The following is a 23,418-nucleotide window of genomic DNA, read 5'->3' as shown; positions in this document are numbered from 1 at the left end:
AGTGTCGGGCCAAGCAGGCGGATGCACTATGACTACTCTGGGACAAATAAAGATAGCTGACTGACGGGAAAGTGTAATGACTTTTCACGGCTCCTTACTTCAAGTGCTTTTCCTGATAAAATACGCCGCTTGCCATTTTAGATAAGAAGTCAGGAATGTCTCCGCAGGAACTGAAATCAACGGTCTCATTGTCACTGGTATTTGTATTCAGGATGTTTGGCCTGTTTATGGTACTGCCTGTTCTGGTCCTTTATTCGGAGGACCTGCAGGGAGCCACCCCGGCCCTGGCCGGTTTTGCTATTGGTGCTTATGGGCTAACCCAGGCGGCACTGCAAATTCCCTTTGGCTGGATGTCCGACCGGTTCGGGCGCAAGCCAGTGATCATTGTCGGGATGATGATCTTTATGCTGGGCAGTCTGGTGGCCGCCCAGGCGGACTCTATGTACGGCGTTATTTTTGGCCGGATTCTTCAGGGAGCCGGTGCCGTAGCCGGAGCCATCACGGCACTTTTGGCGGATTTGACCCGTGAGCAATACCGTACCCGGGCCATGGCGGTATTTGGTATCAGTATTGGGTTCTCATTCTGCATTGCCATGTTGCTGGGTCCTCTTTTCGCTAGCTGGTGGGGGCTTGAGGGGCTGTTTGGCAGTAATGCGGTGATGGCGGGGCTGGGTATTCTGATTCTGCTGTTTATGGTGCCAACCCCGGTGGTAACCCGTACCGATCTGAACACCAAAGTCAGGATCAAAGACGTGGGTAATGTTATAAGCAATCCACAAATGCTCAGGTTGATGGCCGGTATCTTTACCCTGCATTTCACCCTGATGGCCCTGTTCGTGTTTCTGCCGCAAATGCTGGAAGATACCCTTGGGATGGCCCGGGAAAAGCACGGCTGGGTTTATATAGTGGCTCTCTCGGTCTCCTTTGTGATGATTGTGCCGGTGATTATTTTCAGTGAGGCCAAACGTCGCTTGAAGCAGTGTTTTGTAGGGGCTGTTACTGTGTTGCTGGCAGCCATTGCCGGAATGTGGCGTGTCGACAGTGTCCTGCTGGGAATATTCCTGTTTTTTGCGGCATTCAATTTTCTGGAAGCTACACTGCCTTCCCTGGTCAGTAAATTATCGTCGGCAGGCACCCGTGGCACCTCCATGGGTGTATACTCAACCAGCCAGTTTCTGGGAGCGGCCCTGGGTGGCAGCCTCGGCGGACTGGCTTTTCAGTACTGGGGTGCGACCGGTGTCATGATGGTTTGTGCAATCCCCACTGCACTCTGGTGGTTATTGTCTGTTACCATGAAACAGCCTCCTTACGTCAGCAGTATGGTGATGGCCCTCGACTCATCCATGAGCCTGGATGCCCGTGCCATTGGCAGGGAGCTGGCCATTATTCCGGGGGTCGAGGAAGTCACTGTCCTGGATAGCGAGAGAACCGCCTATCTGAAAGTGGACAGAAAAATTGTGGATATGACGGCGTTGCGCCAATATGGCGAGTGCTGACATACATAAATGAGAAAGCTTCATCTATACCGTTTTCATTCCTGACCGGAGTGGCAGCGGTGCCTGTTAAAAATTATTGGAGAAACTGATGGCACGAGGTGTTAACAAGGTCATTCTGATCGGCAACCTGGGCAATGATCCGGATGTCCGTTTTACCCCAAATGGCAGCGCGGTAGCCAATCTGAGCCTGGCCACCAGTGAGTCCTGGAAAGATCGTAACACCGGCCAGCCTCAGGAAAAAACCGAATGGCACCGGGTGGTCATTTTCGGCAAACTGGCTGAAGTTGCTCAGCAGTACCTGCGCAAGGGCTCCAAGATTTACATTGAAGGTAAATTGCAGACCCGTAAGTGGCAGGATCAGTCCGGTCAGGATAAGTACACGACAGAAGTTGTTGTTGATGCCTTCAATGGTCAGCTGCAAATGCTGGATAGCCGTCAGGACGGAATGGGTATGCCAGCCGGTGGTGGTGAGTTCCAGCCAAGAGCAGCACAGCAGCCTGCTCCACAGCAGCCTGCTCCACAGCAGCAGTACGGTGCACCCCAGCAGCCAATGCAACAGCAGGCGCCTGCCGCCGCACCACAACCGCCGCATCAGCCGCAACAGCAGCAGCGTCCTGCACCACAACAACAGCCTCAGCAACAGGCTCAGGCTGCGCCAGCAGGCGGCTTTGATGACTTTGATGATGATATTCCGTTCTAGTACGTCACTTCAATGAGTTTGATGTGAACAATCTACGTTCATCCTGAGCGCCCTTCGTCCGCTCAGGGTGAACGGAGTTTGGGGGCCATTGATAGAGGAAACCCATCAATTACATTGAAAGCGTGTACTAGTGCAACCAAGCCTTGATATGCATACAACCCCCTCATTCCCACGCTTCGCGTGGGAATGCATACCTCACCTAACAAACTGGTACATCATTTCAATGAGTTTGATGTGAACAATCCACGTTCATCCTGAGCGGAGTCGAAGGATGTGGACTCAGAACCAACAATAAAGACCGTGCCCGGCACCCTTCGACTCCGCTCAGGGTGAACGGAGTTTGGGTGCCATTAATAATCTGGAGCGTGAGAACGAGGGGTGTACGGATATCAGAGCTTGGCTGCACTAGTGTGCTTGCGTGATGTCAAACATTCTGCAAAAATGGACGCGTAAGCGCTTGGAGCGTTAACTTTTTGGGTCGCCTACCTCCTTGGCTCAAAAGGGCTCTGAGACGCAACGACACTCTATCAAAAAAGGCTGCATTCGCGGCTTTTTTTGCCTTTTTGGCAAGAGAATCCGCGATGACTAAAAGTCGTCGTCCATTTCACTCATTGTTTATTCCCCTCCGACAGTAGACAATGTTCGTCGAACAGAACAAAGTCGGGTGTTTCTCAGATGGATCGAGCCAGCCTGCGCAAGCAGTTACGTCACAATCGTCAATCCCTGTCGGCTGAACAGCAACTTGCTGCTGCAAAGAAACTGTCTTCTGTCGTGTGTGGCAGCGAGGCTTTTCGACAAAGTCAGCATATCGCTCTGTATCTGGCCAGTGATGGTGAAATTGATCCTGGATTTATTGCCGAAGCGATCTGGAGACAGGATAAATTCTGCTACCTTCCGGTTCTGGATCAAGAGCAGCCTGACAGGATGTACTTTCAGATTTACAGACCCGATAGCCGGATGGTAGAAAACCGCTACGGAATTGCTGAGCCGGAACTGGATCTTGAAAAAACCGTTAAGCCGGAGGCCCTGGATCTGGTACTTATGCCGCTCACCGGGTTTGATGAGCAGGGCAATCGCCTTGGTATGGGAGGGGGTTATTACGACCGGACTTTTGCATTTCTGGCAAAAAGCAGTAAACCGATATTGATAGGGCTGGCCCACGAGTGTCAGAAAGTCAGTTCAATTCCGGTGGCGGACTGGGATATTCCCATGAACGGCGTGGCAACAGAAAAACAGTTATACGGCGCGCAGGGTCAGTAAGCCAATGCTGGAAATTTATCTGAATGGATTGTTATTAAGCGGTGCTTTGATCATAGCCATTGGCAGTCAGAATGCTTTTTTGCTGGCTCAGGGCTTACGTCGAGAGTCTCCTATTCTGGTAGCCACTGTCTGTGCGGTTTGTGATGCCTTATTGATAATAGCCGGTGTTATGGGCCTTGGTACGCTTATCCAAAGTAATAACACACTGCTTGAAGTAACCCGATGGGCAGGTGTCGTTTATTTGGCTGGCTTTGGCCTGATGTCACTGCGGCGCAGTTTCAAAACCGAGAGGCTCAAGGCTGAAGGGCAGGGGCAAAAGTCGATTCGGGCGATTGTGCTTTCTACGCTTGCGGTTACCCTGCTGAATCCCCATGTTTATCTTGATACGGTTATTTTATTAGGCAGTATTGGTGCTCAATACGGTGATCAGCGTGGTTATTTTGTATTAGGGGCTGTCACTGCATCACTGGTCTGGTTCTATGGGCTTGGGTTCGGTGCTGTGAAACTGGCTCCCCTGTTATCTCGCCCAATGGCATGGAAAATTATTGATCTGGTGATTTGCCTGATCATGCTCAGCATGGCCTACAGTCTGGTGCAAATGGATCTGACACATACTTTATGACGTGAATCATGGGGCTTTTGGTGGAGCCTTTAACGTTTGTTTTCTGGATGCTATTTGTTTTTTTGAATAGCAGTACACTGAAACTGTTACAACCAATGCAACCACCACCAGGGTGGCGCTCCCTGAGAGAAATGCAAGTCCCCAATCAGGAATTATCCTGGATGATAGAGCAAGGGCCTTCCTGTTCGATAGCGTTGCAGTGGGTTTTGTATGATTGTAATGTTCAAGATTAAGTGAGACTTCTTGCATCTGCACCTGTCGACGATGTTCCCCTATATCAGGATTTGTAAAGGCCAGATAGAGGTTATTACCTGCAAAAACAGGCCGCATAGATTTTGCTGTCGCAGCTGTAAAGGTGGCGTCGAAACGGTTGATATTGACTTGATCGTCATAAGTAAACACTGACAGTTGCCCGGCACGGTTGTAAATGATGGCGTGCAAATAATCTCCTGTTTTCATCAGTCTGATGGTTGCAAATGAGTCTGGTGTTTGGGAGGGCAAGTTAATCTTTTCGTCAATAATAAAAGTACTATCCATCAGTCTATTGCCAGTGGCGAACCGACGAATAGAAAGCATCTCATCCGTAGGGTTGAATAGGGCAACATAGACCTGATCTGTTTGCGCCAGGATGTCTTGCTGGTTGTTGAGGGTGTCAAGATCATCGGCATAAGAGCTGCCAAAAGAGGCCATGAGGCTGAGTTGTCGACTGTCGTACTGTCGAATAAATGAAGGGTAAAGTGCATCAGCACCACTTTTGCTGGTCACATAAAAGTGTTTACCATCTGGGGAGAGTCTTAGAATAACGCCTTGTTGTTTTTCACCGGAGGCACTGTTTTCAGGATGCTCCTTAGTAAGAAAGAGACCTCGCTGGTGGTAACGGCCAATAAATAGACTGTTATCGATAGCTCCGGTTAAATACATGGCACCTTGATGATGAGCGGTACCATTAATTTGAATATTTTCAGGGAATGCATTGTTGTGTACGCTGAATTCTGCCCGATCTATTTGAGTAGCTGTTAACGGAAACGCGAACAGAGTCGTTTTTCCTGAAGGGGTTGTGACAATAATGTCAAGGTGAGAACCTGTTGTTTCATGAACAACCTGCCCCACCAGAGACTGATAGGCATCTAATATACCGTTATAAATGACAGAGTATTTGTATATTACAATGCCGCACCTCCCAAATTCTTTATCCAGTTCAGAGCCTTTATAACGTGCCAGAATAATTGTTTTAGACGGTTTTTTATTATGTGACTCAGGCTGAATGAGAACGTATATCCGCTGATTTTTCGAGTCATATGCCTGAAACAGAGGTGTGCCTTCTGGTGGTGGGCAGTTATCTGACAAGTCGGCGGTGGAGACTGTACTGTAAGCTAAGGAGGTATGAGACGATGACACCGGGGCTGCTGATGAAGCTTCTGACGACGACTCCGAATCCGTTGCAGAGGTAAGAGGTTTAGAAGTGGTGCTCAGTTCGCTGGTTAACGGCTGTGTTGATGAAGCTTCTGACGGCAGCTCTGAACCCGTTGTAGAGGCACGGGGTTTAGAAGTAGTACTCAGTTTGCTGGTTGACGGCTGTGTTGATGAAGCTTCTGACGGTAGCTCTGAACCCGTTGTAGATGCACGGGGTTTAGAAGTAGTACTCAGTTTGCTGGTTGACGGCTGTGTTGATGAAGCTTCTGACGGTAGCTCTGAACCCGTTGTAGAGGCACGGGGTTTAGAAGTAGTACTCAGTTTGCTGGTTGATGGCTGTGTTGATGAAAATAAGGCAGTGGATGAGGCTTCTGACGATAACTCTGAACCTGTTGTAGAGGCGCGGGGCTTGGAAGTAATGCTCAGTTCGCTGGTTGACGGTTGTGTTGATGACGACAAGACAGTGGATGAAGCTTCTGATGATGACTCCGAACCTGTTGTAGAAGCACGGGCTTTGGAAGTAGTACTCAGTTCGCTGGCTGACGACTGTATTGATGACGATAAGACAGTGGATGAAGCTTCTGACGTTAACTCCGAACCTGTTGTAGAGGCACGAGGTTTGGAAGTAGTGCTCAGTTCGTTGGTTGACGGTTGTGTTGATGATGACAAGACAGTGGATGAAGCTTCTGAAGGTAACTCCGAACCTGTTGTAGAGGTACGGGGTTTGGAAGTACTGCTCAGTTCGCTGGTTGACGACTGTGTTGATGACGACAAGACAGTGGATGAAGCTTCTGACGGTAACTCCGAACCTGTTGTAGAAGCACGGGCTTTGGAAGTAGTACTCAGTTCGCTGGTTGACGACTGTGTTGATGAAGATAAGACAGTAGATGAAGCTTCTGACGTTAACTCCGAACCTGTTGTAGAGGCACGAGGCTTAGAAGTGGTGCTCGGCTCGCGGGTTGATGACTGTGCAGACGACGACGGTGCAGACGATGACGATTGTATTGTCGACGGAGTTCGCATATCCCTTTCCTTGCTGCAGTCAAATTCCCCTTGTGTGCAATGTATTCCGGCCAGCAATGTTTGTGGTTCGGAAAAAACTTTTGGAAACGGTAAATAGCCATCCCGACTGTTCCAGACAGTACGATCAAAAGAGGTGGCATTTAAGTCACCACCGGGGTCTGCAAACTCATTGAGGATTCTGGGAAACTGGTTGTTTGCCTGCTGGGTGCCGTCTATTCGGGTAAGTTCACGGTAGGGAGTGTTAATGCCTTTGAGCATAGGCAGTTGCGATGTACTACCGGCATTCCATAGTGTGCTGTTCAGACCGTTCAGGTTTGATTTGAGATCACTTTTCAATAGCCATTTGAAACCTTCATTACGTCCATTATCAGAACCATTGACTCGTAGATATTTTGTGAAAGTATCCAGGTTTTTCTCAATGCGATTCCCCTTCGAAACTTTTGCCACGGCTCCGCTGATGTAACCACGGTATTGGTATTTCACGGTTTCAATCGACCCAGTATTCACATTGTTGTAGACCTTGGCACGGTGGGCAGTTCCGGAAATACCACCACGGTAATGGTAGTGATCACCCTTTGTCACTATCGAAGTGATCGTTCCGGCATTAAGGTTATCACGGATCCTTCCACCCTCGACACCTCCGGCAATACCGCCAGCAAAGGCGTTTGAACCGTTTATACTGACCCTTCCGACATTGACATTTTGAAAAATAGGTGAGTTGATTGCCTGCCCTGCTATTCCCCCTGCATGGGTGGTACGCTCATGTTTTGTAAAAATACTGCCTGTGTTGAGATTTTTGCTGACCCGGGTTTGACTGGAGGCTCGCCCTACTATTCCTCCTCTGCTTCCTCCCCATTCACCTGAGATTTTGCCGATATTCAGGTTATTTAGTACTTTGGCTGCATCTGCTTCTCCTGCAATCCCCCCGGCATATTTACTGCTGCTGGTAATGACTTTTCCGGTGTTCATATTATTATTAGCATTGCTGCCGCTTTTCAGTGTTCCGACAATACCGCCTATAGACAAGGAGTATGATTTCTTGGAAGTTATTCTTCCGGTATTCAGGTCATTTGAAATAGAAGATGCCTGATCGGCCAATCCGGCGATACCGCCTATTCTGCTGCCCAAGCTCAAGGTTGTGATAACTCTGCCGGTGTTGACACTATCGTGTATAACGCTGCCGACAACACGGCCCGCCAGACCTCCGCCGTAACTGCGCAACCCCGTGGTTCTAACGGTTCCGGAATAATTGACCACCTCTTCAATTCTGCTGCCTTTCAACTCTCCTGCAAGTGCACCGGTCGGGCTCGAATCTCCGGTACTGATCACTTCCGGCTGGTTAAGCAGAAGCTGCCTGACGATACTGTTCTGTAATGACCCGAACAAGCCCGTAGCCATTCTATTTGCTGATGTTGAAACATTTAGGCCGGAAATAAGACGACCGTTGCCATCCAGCGTGAGAGAGAACGGGACGGAGATATTGCCGACGGGTTTCCAGTGAAATCCGCTTAGGTCAATATTACTGATTAACTGATAATGGCCTTTGACCGGGTGGTCAGCATTCAGATAGTGATTGAAATTATTATTGTCCAGCTCAATGATGCTGGCCCAACTGCTTCCGTTTTGAAAACAGACGACAAGTGACACTAATAGTACAGAGAGATTTTTTTTGGTGGCCAGACTTTGCCGATCTTGATCTTTTATCAGGCTTTTATCCATTACGGCACTACCATAAGAATAATGATAATAAGTACGTATATAGACTACTGAGAGCCATCATGCCGACCACGCCATTTGCCAATTTCCTCAGGGGCGCAATTTACTGGTTTTTTTAAATTTGTTAATGACCAGAATGACTGCAACCGCCAATGTAGGCACTACAGCAGCCCCTGCAATAAGCTCAATTCGCCAGTCAGACATTACTGAAGACAATTCCGAAGACGATAACGCGACAGAGGGTTTTTGACGATTGTCGTTTTCAAGGCCCAGAGAGATTTTTTGCATCCGTACCTGTCGACTGCCCTCCTCAATATCAGAGTTTGCAATGGCCAGGTAGGCTTTATTACCTACCAATACCAGTCGCATAGACTTTGCTGGGGCAGGTTTGAATGTGGTGTCAAAACGACGGATATTTATCTGATCTTTATAAGTAAACACAGACAGTTGTCCATCGCTGTTGTAAAGAATGGCGTGCAGATAACCTTCCGTTGCCATCAGCCTGACGGTGGTGTATGAGTCCGGGGTGTGGGAAGAAAAATCAATCCATTCGTTGATAACAAAAGAACTGTCCATTTCTGCATTGTCAGTGGCATAACGACGAATAGAAAGTTTGCCTTCCCCGAGACTGAATGTGGCAATGTAGGTCTGGTCGTTTTGTATCAGAATGTCCGGCTGACTCTTGAGCGTGTCAATGTTATTGAGGATCATTAACTTTTCATCATCGTTTTCAGAAGTCGCAGCGGGACTGAGTTTTACGTTGAGTTGCGCTGGGTCTCTTTGGTTAGCGGTTAACGGAAACTCGAAAAGAGTCGTTTTTCCTGACCTTGTCAGTGCAACAATATTGAGGGAAGAGCCTGTGGTTTTGTGAATAACCTGTGCTAACAGAGACGGGTACGAACTCAGTATTCTGGCGTGGTAGGTGGAGGTTGTGTAGGTCGCAATGCCGCACAAACCAAATTGTTGATCCAGCTCAGTGCCTTTATAGCGTGCCAGAATTATTTTTTCATGCGCCCATTCAGAAGACGGTTCAGCTTGAATAACAACGTATATCTGCTGGTTTTCCCGGTCATAGGCTTGAAAGAGTGGTGTGCCTTCTGGTGGCGGGCAGTGACTTGACAGGCCGGGCGAATCGGGTGGCTGTATGGCTGGTGGAGTCGGCGAGATGTCACTGTCTGTGTTGCAGGCAAACCCTTTTTGTGTGCAGTCAATCCCGGCTAATAAGGTTTGTGATTTGGAGAAAATCAGTAGAAAGGGTAAATAGCCACTCCGGGCACTCCAGACAGTACGATTAAAAGAGGTGGCATTTGCAAAACCACCAGGGTCTGCAAACTCATTCAGGGCTGTTGGGAACGGACGGTTTGTTTTGGCACCACTGATTCGGGCAAGTTCATGGTAGGGGATATTAATACCTTTGAGCATTGGCAGCTGCGATGCATCGCCAGCATTCCAGAGCGTGCTGTTCAATCCGGTCAGGTTTGATTTAAGAGCACTTTCCGATAACCTTACGACACCTTTATTACGTCCACTGCCCCTCTCACTGGTCCATTGGTACTTTGTGAAAGTATCCAGATTATGCTCAACACGATCTGCCAGGTACACTCTTGCGGCTGCCGGACTGACATAGCTCACTGCTCCCCGGGCCTTAACCTGCCCGGTATTAACATTATCGTAAACTGAGGCTGAACGGGCGGCAGCCCCGGTAATACCACCGACATGGCCATTAACACCTTTCGTTATGACGGCTCCGGCATTCAGGTTGTTCTGAACACTTGTTTCTTCCGTCTCCCCGGTAATACCCCCGGCAGATGCCTGAGGACCGGAAGTAGTGACAGTTCCGACATTGACATTTTCAACAACGGGCGCGTTGACCACGTCTCCGGCTATTCCGCCAGCATAGGTACGCCAGCGTTTTGTGGAAATGCTACCCGTATTGAGATTGTTGCTGACCAGGGTTTGCCCTGAGGCATGTCCCACTATTCCGCCACTGCTGCCACCTAACCTGCAGAAGGCTCTCGAATGATCGGAAGAAATTTTTCCAGTGTTGAGGTTATGCAATACTTTCGCTGCTTCTGCTTGTCCTGCAATCCCCCCGGAATATTCGGTAAAGCCAACATTAACGTCACCGGTATTAACATTGTTGTTAGCAATGCTGTTGTTTCTCAGGGTTCCGACAATGCCACCGGCAGGCGAGGAATATACATTTCTGGTGGTTATTTTTCCGGTATTCAGGTTATTTGACAGGGACGATGTTTGCACTGCTAATCCGGCGATGCCACCTGCGCTGGCATCTGCGGTCGTGATAACGGTGCCGGTGTTTATGCTGTCGTGTATAACGCTGTCAGAAACGCTGCCCGCTATACCTCCGGCATGACTGAGAGAACCGATGGTTCTGACGGCTCCGTCATAATTAACCACTTCTTCAATCCTGCTGCCTTGCAACTCTCCCACAAGCGCACCTGCCGGGCTGGTAAATCCGGAACTGGTCACTTTTGGCTGCTTGAGCAGAACCTGCCTGATGGTGCTGTTCTGCAATGAACCGAACAAGCCTGAGGCGGTGTTATGGGTTGAGGTTGACACCTTGAGGCCGGAAATAACGTAGCCGTTGCCACGGAGGGTGAGAGAAAACGGAGCGGAGGTGTTGCCAACGGGTTTCCAGAGAAACTGGCTCAGGTCAATATGACTGATTAACTGATAGTCACCTTTGACCGGGTGATCGGCGTTCAGATATTGATTGAAATTATTATTGTCCAGCTCGATAGTGGCAGCCCGACTGTTCCAGTCTGGAAAACAAACGGCAAGCGACAATAATAGTGCAGACGATTTTTTGTTGATAGTCAGGATTTTATTCACCAGGACACTACCATAGAAATAATGATGATAACTACGTGTGCCCACATTTATAGACCATGGAGCGTTATCATGCTGAAATATGCATATCTGAGGGACTTATTCGTCGTCTCCAAAAGGTAGCAATTCGTGGGTGTCTGTTTCTGATCCAAATGGCTTTCTCTTGAACTTCTTAATAGCTACCACAACGGCAACCGTTACAACCACCACAGTGGCTGCTGTAATAAAGCCAATTCCCCAACTATGAATAGCCTCAGGCGATTTCACAGACGATAAAACGGCAGGGGATATTGGATGGTTGTAGTTTTCGGGGCCCAGGGAAATTTCCTGCATCCGTACACGCCGACCATCTTCTCCAATATCAGCGTTTGCAGTTGCCAGATAGACGTTATTGCCGACAAAAACCGGATGTACAGACTGCACTGTCGCAGCTTTAAAGGCGGTATCGAAACGATGAATATTGACCTGATCTTCATAAGTGATAACAGACAGCTGTCCATCACTTTTGTAAATAATGGCGTGCAGGTAACCTTCCGTTGCCATGAGCCTGACGGTGGCGAACGAAGCCGGTGTAGGGGAAGAAAAATCGATTCTGTCGTCAATAGTAAAAGCACTGTCCATCTGCCCGTGGTCAGTGGCGAACCGGCGAATGAAAAGTTCATTCCCCTCAGGGTTGAATACGGCAACGTAGACCTGATCTTTTTGTATCAGGATGTCCTGCTGACTGATGACTGGGTCAATGTCATTGGTGACCAATGTCTCTTTACCCTTGTTGCCAAAAGCAGCCGCAGGTTTTAGTTGCTTACTGTCGTACTGTCTGAGGAACAGAGGATAGTCTGTATCTTCATCGCTTTTGCCCGCTACATAAAGGCGCTTGCCATCCGGAGAGAGCTTTAAATGAAGTCCTTGTTCCTTGTTTTCAGGATACTTTTCATGAAAATAGAGGCGTCGCTGGAGGTAACGGCCAACAAACAGGTTGTTATCAAGGGTTCCTGTTAGATACATGACACCCTGATGATAAGCGGTATCATTAATTTGAACATTTTCAGGGAATACATGGTTGCGAACGGTGAATCGTGCCCGGTGTCTCTGAGCAGCACTTAACGGGAACTCGAGCAGAGACACTTTTCCTGACGTTGTCGTTACAACAATATCAAAGTGAGAACCTGTGGTTTCATGGATAACCTGCCCCGTCAGAGACTGAAAGGATTCCAGTATTTTGGCATGGTCGATAGAGGTTCTGTATGTCACAGTGCCGCATAAACCAAATTGTTTATCCAGTTCAGAGCCTTTATAGCGTGCCAGAATAATCCCTTCAGAAGACGACTCAGGCTGAATCACCACGTATATGCGCTGGCTCTGGGGGTCATACGTCTGAAAGAGCGGGGTGCCTTCCGGTGGCGGGCAGTTATCCGAAAAGCTAATCTCCGGTGACGATGATGTTGTTAAAGGGGTTGTTTTGATGTTTTTTTCCTGGTTGCAGTCAACCCCCCCGGGTGTGCAATCAATTCCGGCCAGTAATGTTTGTGATCCGGAAAAAGCTTTTAGAATCGGTAAATAGCCATCCTGACTGTTCCAGATAGTACGACTGAAAAAGGTAGCATTTGCCTTACCAGCAGGGTCTGCAAACTCATTCAGGGTTCTGGGAAACTGATTGTTTGTCTGCCTGGTACCGTTTATTCGAGCAAGTTCACGGTAGGGGGTATTAATGCCTTTGAGCATTGGCAGCTGGAATGCGTCACCGGCATTCCAGAGCTCGCTGCTCAACCCGCTGAGGTTTGATTTGAGAGCGGCTTTCGATACTCTAACGACACCTGTATTATATCCATCAAATGCGGAAATAGACTCCGAGTGATTCTTTGTGAAAGTATCCAGGTTATTATTAATATCTCCAACTCTGGCTTTGTAAGTGTTTGCGACTGCCGCACTTATTCGGTTGTCATAATAGGTTTCAATCAACCCTGTGTTTACATTATTGTAAACCCTGGCCCGGCGGGCTGTTCCTGAAATACCAGCGACCGGGCTGCTGGGACCTTTTCCTGTGACCGCTCCAGCATTAAGGTTGTCATGAATGCTTCCACTTCTGGTTTTTCCGGCAATACCTCCTCCGTAGGTAAACTTGCCGTCGGTAGTGATAGGCCCGACATTGACGTTTTGAACGACAGAAGTATTGACTGCTCGCCCAGTTATGCCACCTACGTGGGCGCCATACTTTCCAGAAATACTACCGGTATTGAGGTTGTTGCTGATGAGGTTGTGGCTCGAGGCTTCCCCTACTATTCCACCAACATTACCACCCCCCCGGCGGGAAGTGCCGTCCAAATAATCGGAAGCAATTTTTCCGGTGTTCAGGTTATTTATGACTCTGGCTGCTTCGGCTTCTCCTGCAATCCCTCCGGAGTTTTCGGTATGGCCGGCATTAACCTCACCGGTATTCAGATTGTTATAAGCAACGCTTATGATTTTAAGCCTGCCGACAATGCCGCCGGCAGGTGAGTCATGTAAGTTTCTGGGCGTTATTTTTCCGGTATTCAGGTTGTTTGAAATGGCCGATGCCTGCTCGGCGAGTCCAGTAATGCCGCCGGCGCTGGCCATTCCGATTGTGATGACGGTTCCGGTGTTCAGGCTATTGCGTAGGGTGCTGTTATCAGAAACACTGCCCGCTATCCCGCCGGCATGACTGTTGGAACCGCTTGTTTTGATGACTCCGGCAGAACTGGCCACTTCTTCAATCTGGCTCCGTTTCATCTCTCCCACAAGCGCACCAGCCGGGCTTGCATCTCCGGAGCTGGTAACTTTTGGCTGGTTAAGCAGGATCTGTCTTATAGTGCTGTTCTGTAATGAACCGAACAAGCCTGAGGGCTGGTTATTTGCTGAGGTTGAAACGTCAAGGCCGGAAATAACGTGGCCGTCGCCATACAGGGTGAGAGAATACGGAACGGATTTATTGCCGATGGGCCTCCAGGGCTTGAACCGTCTCAGATCAATATTATCGATTAACTGATAGTCACCTTTGACCGGATGGTCGGCGTTCAGATATTGATTGAAATTATTATTGTCCAGCTCGATAGTGTCAGCCCGGCTGTTCCAGTTTGGAAAACAAACGACAAGTGACAATAACAGTGCAGATGGTTTTTTGTTGATAGCCAGGATTTTATTCACCGTTTTACCTCAACTGGATACCGTGTACTGGCGTTTGTATATATAGACTATGGGGCGTCATCACGCAGAAATGTGCAGATAATCAGGAAAAGGCTCGAGTTTGTGCAGGCTCCTAACCTGCCGCCTGACTTTTTTATTCGCCGTATCCTAAAGTGAGTAATTCGTGGGTTTCCATCCCTGATCTAAATAGTCGCCTTTTGAATTTCTTAATGGCTACGATGACTGCAATCGTTGCAACCGTCACACTGCTAACTGCAATAAGCCCGATTTCCAGACCACTCATTCCTTCAGACGATCTTGCAGACGATAAAGCGACAGGGGACTCTTGGTAGTTGTAGTTTTCAAGCTCCAGAGAAATTTCTTGCATACGCACAAGCCGACTGCCCTCCTCAAGATCGGCATTTTCAACGGCCAGATAGGCGTTGTTACCCACAAAAACCGGGCGCATAGAGTTTGCTACTGCAGGTGCAAATGTGGTGTCGAAACGATGCACGTTAATCTGATTTTGATAAGTAACTACGTTCACATGTCCATCACTGTTGTAAATAATGGCGTGCAAAAAATCATCCTTTGTTATCAGCCTGACGGTTGTTGCCGAACCCTTTGTACGGGAAGAAAAATCAATCCTGTCGTTAATAATAAAGGCACTATCCATCTGTCCGTTGTCGGTGGCGAACCGGCGAATAGCAAGTTTTTCTTCCTCAGGGCTGAATACGGCAACGTAGGACTGGTCTTTTTGCATCAGGATGTCCTGGTGACTGTTGAGCGTGTCAATGTCACTGGTGGTCATTATCATTTTGCCATTGTTGCCAAAAGAGGCCGCAGGTTTCAGTTGTTCACTGTAGTACTGTCTTAAGAACAGAGAATAGGACGCATCTTCATCACTTTTGCCTGATACAAAAAGGTGTTTGCCATCCGGGGAGAGTTTTAAATGAAGTCCTTGTTCCTTATCTTCAGGATACTTTTCACGAAAATAGAGCCGTCCCTGGCGGTAGCGGCCAACAAACAGGCTGTTATCGATGGTTCCTGTTAAATACATGACACCCTGATGATAAGCGGTATCACTAATTTGAACATTTTCAGGAAATACATTGTTGCGAACGGTGAATCGTGCCCGGTATCTCTCAGTACTTAACGGGAACTCGAGCAGAGACACTTTTCCTGACGTTGTTGTTGCAACAATGTCAAGATGAGAGCCAGCGGTTTCATGAATAACCTGTCCTGTCAGAGACTGTAAGGAATCCAGTATTATCGCGTGGTCGACAGTGGTTGTGTATTTCACAACACCGCATAAACCAAATTGTTTATCCAGTTCAGTGCCTTTATAGCGTGCCAGAAGAATCCCTTTAGAAGACGACTCAGGCTGAATGACGACGTATATGCGCTGGTTCTCCTGGTCATACGTCTGAAAGAGAGGTGTGCCTTCTGGCAGTGGGCAGTTACCCGAAAGGCTGGGTGAATAGGTTGTGGAGGATGTGTTGTCAGCTAGGTCTGTATACGACGATAAACCCTTATCCCGTAATAAAGTTTCTGATGGTGACTCAGGAATCGGTGAAGTAAGAGTTGCGGACGTCGTAGTCAGTTCGCTGGTTGTTGGCTGTGCCGATGACGATGGGACAGCGGATGAAACTTCTGACGGTGACTCAGGAGTCGGTGAAGTAAGAGTTACAGAAGCCGTAGTCAATTCGCCGGTTGTTGGCTGTGCGGTCTGTGCGGTTGACGGTGGAACAGTGGACGAAGCTTTTTCTGATGGTGACTCAGAAGTAGGTGAAGTCTGAGCTACAGAAGCCGTAGTCAACTCTCCGGTTGTTGGCTGTGCGGTTGACGGTGGAACAGTGGATGAAGCTTCTTCTGATGGTGACTCAGAAGCAGGTGAAGCACGAGCTACAGAGGTCGTGGTCAATTCGACGGTTGTTGACTGCGCCGCTGACGATGGGACAGTGGATGAAGCTTCTGATGGTGACTCAGAAGCAGGTGAAGTGCGAGCGACAGAATCCGTGGTCAGTTCGTCGGTTGATGTTTGTACCGTTGACGACAAAGTTGTCATGATGTCCTTTACCCCGCTGCAGTCAAATCCCCCTTGCGTGCAATCAACTCCGGCCAGTAATGTTTGCGCTTCAAAGAAAGCGTTTGGAAACGGTAAATAGCCATCCTGACCGTTCCAGACAGTGCGATTGAAAGAGGTCGCATTGGCGGCACCACCAGGGTCGGCAAACTCATTCAGGACGGTAGGAAACTGGTTGTTTGCCTGTCGGGAACCATTGATTCGGGCAAGGTCACGGTAGGGGGTGTTAACGCCTTTGAGCATCGGCAGTTGTGTTGCATCACCGGCATTCCAGAGCTCGCTGCTCAAACCGTTTAAGCCTGATTTGAGCTTGGTTTTCGATAGTCTTTTGACACCTTTATTGTATCCACGCCATGCAGGGTTGGGGTAACTTTTACGCCGCGTGAAAGTATCCAGGTTGTTATCAATACGACCTTCATGGAAAAGTCTTGCGGCTGCGGCGCTTTCATAGCTGGCTAATCTATCTGGCTGAACTGACCCCGTATTGACGTTGTCATAAACGGAGGCCGAATGGAAGGCGGACCCGGAAATACCACCGACGGCTCCTCTCGCGCCATTCTCTTTGATTGCTCCGGCATTCAGGTTGTCATGAATGCTGCTACTATCGGAAGTATCCCCGGCAATACCGCCAGAAAATGCCATACTGCCATCAGTAGTGACCGTTCCGACATTTACATTTTGAACAATATCCGTGTTGGATGCCTGCCCGGCTATTCCACCCGCATGTGCACTTGAATACTTTGAAGCAATGCTACCTGTATTAAGGTTCTGTTTGATCTGGGTGTGTCTGAAGCTTTTCCCCACTATTCCGCCACTGCTGCCGCCTTCGCTGTATTGATATCGGAACCCTATCAAATAATCCGAGGCAATTTTACCCGTATTCAGGTTATACGATACCTCGGCTGTTTCTGCTTCTCCTGCAATTCCCCCGGAATGTTCGGTATGGCTGACACTCACTTCACCGGTATTCATATTATTGTTAGCGATACTGTTGCTTTTCAGTGTTCCAACAACGCCGCCGGCAGGCGAGGAGAGTGGATACCTGGAGATGATTTTTCCGGTATTCAGGTCATTTGAAACAGAAGATGATTGATCGGCCAATCCGGCAATACCGCCTGCGCTGGCGCTTCTGGTTGTGGTCACAGCGCCGGTGTTCACACAATTACGTATGGTGCTATCAGAAACACTGCCCGCCAGACCTCCGCCATGACTGTGAAAACCGCCCGTTCGGATACCGCCCGTTCGGATGGTTCCGGCATAATTAACCACCTCTTCAACCCTGCTGCCTCTCAACTCACCCACGAGTGCCCCCGCCGGACTGGTATTTCCAGAACTGGTTACTTTTGGCTGTTTAAGCAGGATCTGTCTGATAGTGCTGTTGTGCAGCGACCCGAACAAGCCTGAGGCAGTGTTATCTGCTGAGGTTGAAACTTCAAGGCCGGAAATCACGTGGCCATCGCCATCCAGGGTGAGAGAAAACGGAACGGAAGCATTACCGACGGGCTTCCAGAGAAACCGGCTCAGGTCAATATCACTGATCAACCGATAGCGGCCTTTGACCGGATGGTCGGCATTCAGATATTGATTGAAATTATTATTGTCCAGCTCAATCGTGTTGGCCAAACTGCTCCGGTTAGGAAAAAAGACGACAAGTGACAGTAACAAGACAGGCAGTTTTTTATGAATGGTCAGGTTTTGCCAGCTTTGACGTTTTATCAGGCTTATATTCATGACTGAATACCATGAAAAAATGATGAGAATTACTCGTATTCGTATTCGTGTATATAGACCATAAGAAGCCATCGTGCAGGAACATGTCGGCAGATTTTGTTATCGAATTTACAGGGCAACCCGTCAGCAACTGGAGGGATGGCTATTCAGTCACTCAGTCGGCTGCGTAACATCGCCAGGGCTGCGTTACCGGTCAGGGCATTTTGTTCCTGACTGGCTTTCTCGCCAAAGCCCATATATTCCAGGTCTTCCTGTGGCAGTTCGTCCAGAAAGCGACTGGGGGTGGTGTCGATGATTTCACCGTACTGCTTGCGCTGACCTGCCAGTGTCATGGTCAAGGTCTTTCTGGCACGGGTGATGCCAACGTAAGTCAGTCGTCGTTCTTCTTCGATATTGTCTTCTTCAATGCTGGTACGGTGGGGCAGAAGGTCCTCTTCCATACCCATCATAAAGACATAAGGGTACTCAAGCCCCTTGGAGGCATGAAGTGTTAATAACTGTACCTTGTCGTTATCTTCTTCCTCTTCCTGCCGTTCCATCATATCTCTGAGGATCAGACGGGCGATGGCGTCTGCTACTGTAGCGTCTTCGTCGCCTCGTTCCAGAGTCTGTTGCAGCGAATCGATCAGGAACCAGACATTGCCCATGCGTTTCTCTGCACCTGCGGGCGTTGCTGTGGTCTGCATCAGCCAGCTTTCGTAGTCGCAGTCGGCGATCATTTCCCGGATCGCAGCAATGGGATCTTCATCGGTCTGGCAGCGACGGGAGACCGAATCCAGCCACTGGGTAAAGTTGCGCAGTTTCTCCACATACTTGGCAGAGAGCGCTTCCTGAAGGCCCATTTCCTGTGAAGCGGCAAAAAGGCTCATGTTGTGAGTACCGGCGTAATTGCCCAGTTTTTCCAAAGTAGCCGGGCCTATTTCACGACGGGGGACGTTAACCACTCGCAGGAAGGCGTTGTCGTCATCCTGATTCACCAGCAGCCTGAGATAAGCCATCATATCTTTGACTTCAGCCCGGGCGAAGAATGAGGTGCCGCCATTGATATGGTAAGGAATCTGATGATGCTGAAGCTTCATTTCCAGCAGTCGGGACTGGAAGTTGCCCCGATACAGCACCGCATAATCTTTCCAGTTGGTACCATTTTTTAATTTCTGGGTCAGTATCTCGGTAGCGATGCGTTCACATTCCATCTCATCGTTACGGCAGCGAATGACTCGAATCATGTCGCCCATGCCCAGCTCACTCCACAGTGTTTTTTCAAACACGTGGGGGTTATTGGCAATCAAAGTATTGGCAGCTTTCAGGATACGGCTGGTGGAGCGGTAATTCTGCTCAAGCTTGATGACTCTCAGGGCAGGGTAATCGTCCTTGAGCAGGGCCAGGTTTTCAGGGCGGGCACCGCGCCAGGCGTAGATCGACTGATCGTCGTCCCCCACCACGGTGAGTTTGCCCCGGTCTCCTACCAGTCGGCTGATTAATTCATACTGAGCGCCATTGGTATCCTGGTATTCGTCCACTAGTACATAGTGCGTTTTATTTTGCCAGCGCGCCAGAACCTCCGGATGCTCACGAAACAGCATGACCGGCTGCAAAATCAGGTCATCAAAGTCTACCGCATTAAAGGCTTTTAACGTGCGGTTATAGTGCTCATAAACTCTGGCGGCGAGTTGCTCGTTGGGTTGGCGGGCATTGGCCAGAGCCTGCGGCGGCAGAATCAGGTCATTTTTCCAGTTGGAGATGGTGTGCTGGACGGCATCGACACTTTCTTCGTCCGATCCCATTTCCCGCTGCATCAGCTCGCCTATCAGGGCATGGGCATCCTGGGCATCAAAAATGGAAAATCCCGGTTTGTAACCCAGCGTCTTGTACTCTTTGCGAATCAGGTTAAGCCCCAGGTTGTGAAAGGTTGAAACCGTTAAACCGTGGGAGGCTCTGCCTTTGACCTGTTTGCCGACACGCTCTTTCATTTCCCGTGCGGCCTTGTTGGTAAAGGTCACGGCAATGATATTGCGGGCATTGATACCGCATTTCTGAATCAGGTAAGCAATTTTGGTGGTGATGACACTGGTCTTGCCACTGCCGGCACCGGCCAGAACCAGCAGGGGGGTATCAATGTATTTGACGGCTTCGGCCTGTCGATCGTTGAGTCTGTGCACGGGTCGCTTTGGTGTCGTTTCTATGGTTTGAGCTGAGTGAGGGAGTATATCAGGAATCCGGCTGTGCCGTTGACTGATTCTAGGACGTCACTTCAATGAGTTTGATATCGGAACACCCCCTCGTTCCCAGGCTCCAGCGTGGGAATGCATACCTCACCCAACAAATTAGTACACGCTTTCAATGTAATTGATGGGTTCCCTCTATTAATGGCACCCAAGCTCCGTTCACCCTGAGCGGAGTCGAAGGGTGGTTGGCACAGACTTTACAGGGCAGTTTGGCTGATAAACCTATGGCTGCCGTGCAGGGGACTAATTTTGCGAGTGCAGATCACCACTGTTCTTCTAAATTCTGCTCAGCTCAAAGTTGATTTTTTTTGCTATGTCTTCAACCTTCACAAGCTGACCCTTTATTTCAGAAGTTGATGGTATTGCTAATAGCACATCACTCTCAAGCGAAACATGTTCTAGTTGATCGTGCACAGAGGTGTGAAGATTTAATAGTGTTACGGCTTGTTTACACCCTGGATAGCTTTCTGCAAAAAAATTTATATGCCTTAAAGCCTTTGTGATATAGGCTATAGCTTCATTTAACTCACCTCCTGCTTCCGGGTGCATTTGCGAGGTAGGATAAAACATGAAGCCAAAGCCTGCTGAAGCCGCTAAAGGGTCAGACACTCGAAGCTGTGTCATGCTTAATCTAATTTTTGTCTTTTCTATTTTTTCGTTGGCTAACTCCATGCTTTTTTTTATTTCTTCAAGATCTTGTTCCATGTCGGCATGACATATATTTGAAATTATTACGAAGAAAAGCACCAATACATGTTTAATTGTCATAAAGTCTCTCATAATACAATTTTCGAAAAGTTCGCACTATTTATAGACACGAAGTGTTCAGTTGTCTAACTCTGCGTATACCAGTCATCTGGCTGATAAACTTATGGCCGCTATGCAGGGGGCTTATTTTGCGGGTGCAGACCGCCGCTGTTCTTCTAAAGCGGTTTCCTTATTATTTTCTTTTTTGGTGGTGGCCTACTGGATCCAATCAATGAGCTTGAGGTTCAGTTTGATGAGTAGAAAGCCTCTGTTTCCGGGAAGCTGATGCATTAGCCTGTAAACTTTGTATGGTCAGGCTGCCTCAGGAGTCAGCATATTCATAATCAAGCGAATAAGAGTGTCTTTCTGTTTTGGGTCTGATTCTGCAACCAGCAGAGTTAATGCTGCAAGACCTGTGTCGTTGATAACCGGCTGTTCATCCTCATTCATCAGACGACCATTGCGATATAAAAAGTCGACAAATAGAAAAGCACCACTGCGCTTGTTGCCATCCACAAATGGATGGTTTTTGACTACAAAATACAGCAAGTGTGCCGCTTTGCTCTCTATAGTGGGATAGGCAGGTTCTCCAAAAGCCGTCTGATCCAGGTTTCCCAGTAATGCAGCTAAACCATCATTCCGGGGTTTTGCAAACAGCTCTGTGGCCTCCCCTCGTTGAATTAACTGCTTTTTCAGTTCGCTTAATGATGTCATAGCCCGATGCTCATCAATCAGGGTGCCGCCGGGCTGACCTGCTGGTTCGATCAACAAGCCTTCATCGTAACGTTGCAGCCAGAGAAAGGTCTGAGTGTACCGACTGACGATTTCAACCAGCCCCCGACCTGCTTCTGCTTTCAGTTCCGGCGTCGCTGCCGCTTTGCGAACAAGAGCTAAAGCGGCTTCGAGCTCTTTGGCATTTTCTTCAAACCGTTGCTGGTTGATGGAGAAGCCGTGGGTAAGGTGGTCGTTCAGAATACCTGTTGCCCATCGACGGAATTGAACTGCCCTTTTTGAATTGACTCGATAACCAACAGAAATAATGGCATCAAGATCGTAATGTTTTAAGTTTCGGCGTACCTGCCGCTTGCCTTCTTTTTGAACAACTAAGAAATCTTTAGAAGTTGAGAACTCTTCAATCTCTTGATTTTTATAGATATTTTTCAGGTGTATCAGAATATTTTCTGCTGTTGTTCCAAACAATTCACCCATTTGACGTTGGGTTAACCAGACGTTTTGTTGGGCAAGCTGAACATGGATGCTTCCTGAGTCAGTAGTAAAGATCTGAACCTCGTTAGAGTCTGAATGCATTGATTACTCTCTGTTCTGATTGTTAGGTGATAAACATCGTACAAAAAGACTGACTCGTATAGGTGTGACTCTAAACTAACAGGCTTTCCCGTTTGGTTAGTTGTTTGGGAAGGCTTTGTGAAACTGCAAGGCCGTCTCCACACCTACCGGACTCCCAAATACAATTTTCGAAAAGCTCACGCCATTTATAGACACGAAGTGTTCAGTTGTCTAACTCTGCGTATACCAGTCATCTGGCTGTGCCGTTACCTGTTTTAAAATTGACATCAAAGGTTCTCTGGTCTCATTCTAGTTACAGGTCTCTGTACTAATTCAAATGGTTTTTAAGATTATGAACTTTCGTTTTATTTTCGGTGTACTGTCACTGCTGTCAGTCTCTTTAGCTGCTCAGGGTACTTTTTCTATCGCTGCCGTTGATCCTGTTACCCGAGAAGTCGGGGCTGCCGGGGCATCCTGTACTAATCTAAGCGAGAACCCAGGTCTGGAGGCCGATTCCATGTTATGGCTGCATCCGGGTAGAGGTGTCATTATGACCCAGGCTTTTTATCATTCAACCAATCAGGAAAATGCCAGCAAAAAGATGGACGAGGGTATGAGTCCTGACCAAATCATTCGTTGGCTATTGGCCAATGACGTGAGCAATGACCCATCTACCCGGCAGTACGGTATTGTTGATTTTGATGCCGCCAATCATCCACGCTCTTCTGTTTTTACGGGAGACAATTCCGGCGATATGAAAGGACATCGTAGGGGAAGCTATTATGTGATCCAGGGAAATACTCTATTGAATGAAATGGTACTTGATAATATGGAGAATAACTTTAACAGTACCCAGGGCAGTCTGGCTGATAAACTCATGGCCGCTATGCAGGGGGCTCATTTTGCGGGTGCAGACCGCCGCTGTTCTTCTAAAGGGGTTTCCTCATTATTTTCTTTTTTGGTGGTGGCTCGACCTGATGACACCGAAGAGTACTATCATGTTGATTTAGTCATAGAGTCCGTTCCCGCAGGTGTCGATCCGATCAATGAGCTTCAGGTTCAGTTTGATGGCTGGAAATCCTCCGTTTTTGGGAAGCAGATGCATTAAGGCCTATAAATCC

14 protein-coding genes are annotated in these 23,418 nt (G+C 48.4%); 7 read left to right on the top strand and 7 right to left on the bottom strand.

Going from position 1 to position 23,418, the window contains the following annotated elements; genetic code table 11:
* Nucleotides 1-155 precede the first annotated feature (155 nt).
* The 4 genes from K7B67_RS18245 (at nucleotide 156) to K7B67_RS18230 (ending at nucleotide 4,078) form a co-directional block, all read left to right on the top strand.
* Nucleotides 156-1,496: an MFS transporter gene (locus K7B67_RS18245; protein ID WP_252177299.1), complete on the top strand. Its 1,341-nt coding sequence runs from the start codon at nucleotides 156-158 to the stop codon at nucleotides 1,494-1,496.
* A gap of 88 nt (nucleotides 1,497-1,584) precedes the next feature.
* Nucleotides 1,585-2,196 (top strand): single-stranded DNA-binding protein, encoded by a 612-nt coding sequence (gene ssb / locus K7B67_RS18240; RefSeq protein ID WP_276576708.1) that lies wholly within the window; start codon nucleotides 1,585-1,587, stop codon nucleotides 2,194-2,196.
* A gap of 675 nt (nucleotides 2,197-2,871) precedes the next feature.
* Nucleotides 2,872-3,456, top strand: coding sequence for a 5-formyltetrahydrofolate cyclo-ligase (locus tag K7B67_RS18235; protein WP_252177298.1), 585 nt, complete (start codon nucleotides 2,872-2,874; stop codon nucleotides 3,454-3,456).
* A gap of 4 nt (nucleotides 3,457-3,460) precedes the next feature.
* Nucleotides 3,461-4,078 (top strand): LysE/ArgO family amino acid transporter, encoded by a 618-nt coding sequence (locus tag K7B67_RS18230; protein WP_252177297.1) that lies wholly within the window; start codon nucleotides 3,461-3,463, stop codon nucleotides 4,076-4,078.
* Between the two features lie 6 nt (nucleotides 4,079-4,084).
* Here the strand turns inward: K7B67_RS18230 and K7B67_RS18225 are convergent, their stop codons facing one another.
* Nucleotides 4,085-5,476 carry a hypothetical protein gene (locus K7B67_RS18225; RefSeq protein WP_252177296.1) on the bottom strand — a complete coding sequence of 464 codons (1,392 nt, stop codon included), beginning with the start codon at nucleotides 5,474-5,476 and terminating at the stop codon, nucleotides 4,085-4,087.
* A 64-nt stretch (nucleotides 5,477-5,540) separates the two neighbouring features.
* Here K7B67_RS18225 and K7B67_RS18220 point away from each other — a divergent pair, with 64 nt between their 5' ends.
* Nucleotides 5,541-6,611 carry a hypothetical protein gene (locus K7B67_RS18220; RefSeq protein WP_252177295.1) on the top strand — a complete coding sequence of 357 codons (1,071 nt, stop codon included), beginning with the start codon at nucleotides 5,541-5,543 and terminating at the stop codon, nucleotides 6,609-6,611.
* 374 nt (nucleotides 6,612-6,985) lie between these two features.
* Complete coding sequence (locus K7B67_RS18215; RefSeq protein WP_252177294.1) at nucleotides 6,986-7,183, top strand: hypothetical protein; 198 nt, start codon at nucleotides 6,986-6,988, stop codon at nucleotides 7,181-7,183.
* 1,137 nt (nucleotides 7,184-8,320) lie between these two features.
* Here K7B67_RS18215 and K7B67_RS18210 read toward each other — a convergent pair.
* The 6 genes from K7B67_RS18210 to rhuM all read right to left on the bottom strand — a co-directional run bounded on the left by K7B67_RS18210 (nucleotide 8,321) and on the right by rhuM (nucleotide 22,318).
* Nucleotides 8,321-11,083 carry a hypothetical protein gene (locus K7B67_RS18210; protein WP_252177293.1) on the bottom strand — a complete coding sequence of 921 codons (2,763 nt, stop codon included), beginning with the start codon at nucleotides 11,081-11,083 and terminating at the stop codon, nucleotides 8,321-8,323.
* 96 nt (nucleotides 11,084-11,179) lie between these two features.
* Nucleotides 11,180-14,242: a hypothetical protein gene (locus K7B67_RS18205; protein ID WP_252177292.1), complete on the bottom strand. Its 3,063-nt coding sequence runs from the start codon at nucleotides 14,240-14,242 to the stop codon at nucleotides 11,180-11,182.
* Between the two features lie 133 nt (nucleotides 14,243-14,375).
* On the bottom strand, nucleotides 14,376-18,038 hold the full coding sequence (locus K7B67_RS18200; RefSeq protein WP_252177291.1) for a hypothetical protein: 3,663 nt from the start codon (nucleotides 18,036-18,038) through the stop codon (nucleotides 14,376-14,378).
* 146 nt (nucleotides 18,039-18,184) lie between these two features.
* Nucleotides 18,185-20,197 carry a DNA helicase Rep gene (gene rep, locus K7B67_RS18195; protein ID WP_252177290.1) on the bottom strand — a complete coding sequence of 671 codons (2,013 nt, stop codon included), beginning with the start codon at nucleotides 20,195-20,197 and terminating at the stop codon, nucleotides 18,185-18,187.
* A gap of 342 nt (nucleotides 20,198-20,539) precedes the next feature.
* Nucleotides 20,540-21,031 carry a hypothetical protein gene (locus K7B67_RS18190; protein WP_252177289.1) on the bottom strand — a complete coding sequence of 164 codons (492 nt, stop codon included), beginning with the start codon at nucleotides 21,029-21,031 and terminating at the stop codon, nucleotides 20,540-20,542.
* Nucleotides 21,032-21,322: 291 nt separating this feature from the next.
* The gene (rhuM, locus tag K7B67_RS18185; RefSeq protein ID WP_252177288.1) at nucleotides 21,323-22,318 is read right to left on the bottom strand and encodes a RhuM family protein; all 996 of its coding nucleotides are present in this window, start codon (nucleotides 22,316-22,318) and stop codon (nucleotides 21,323-21,325) included.
* A 316-nt stretch (nucleotides 22,319-22,634) separates the two neighbouring features.
* On the opposite strand from rhuM, the gene K7B67_RS18180 reads away from it, so the two are divergent.
* Nucleotides 22,635-23,405 carry a DUF1028 domain-containing protein gene (locus K7B67_RS18180; RefSeq protein WP_346658237.1) on the top strand — a complete coding sequence of 257 codons (771 nt, stop codon included), beginning with the start codon at nucleotides 22,635-22,637 and terminating at the stop codon, nucleotides 23,403-23,405.
* Nucleotides 23,406-23,418 lie beyond the last annotated feature (13 nt).

Origin of the sequence: Endozoicomonas sp. 4G, assembly GCF_023822025.1 — a bacterium.
GTDB lineage: Bacteria > Pseudomonadota > Gammaproteobacteria > Pseudomonadales > Endozoicomonadaceae > Endozoicomonas_A.
The sequence above is the reverse complement of the archived record's forward strand: the minus strand, read 5'-3'. Positions and strand labels throughout refer to the sequence as shown.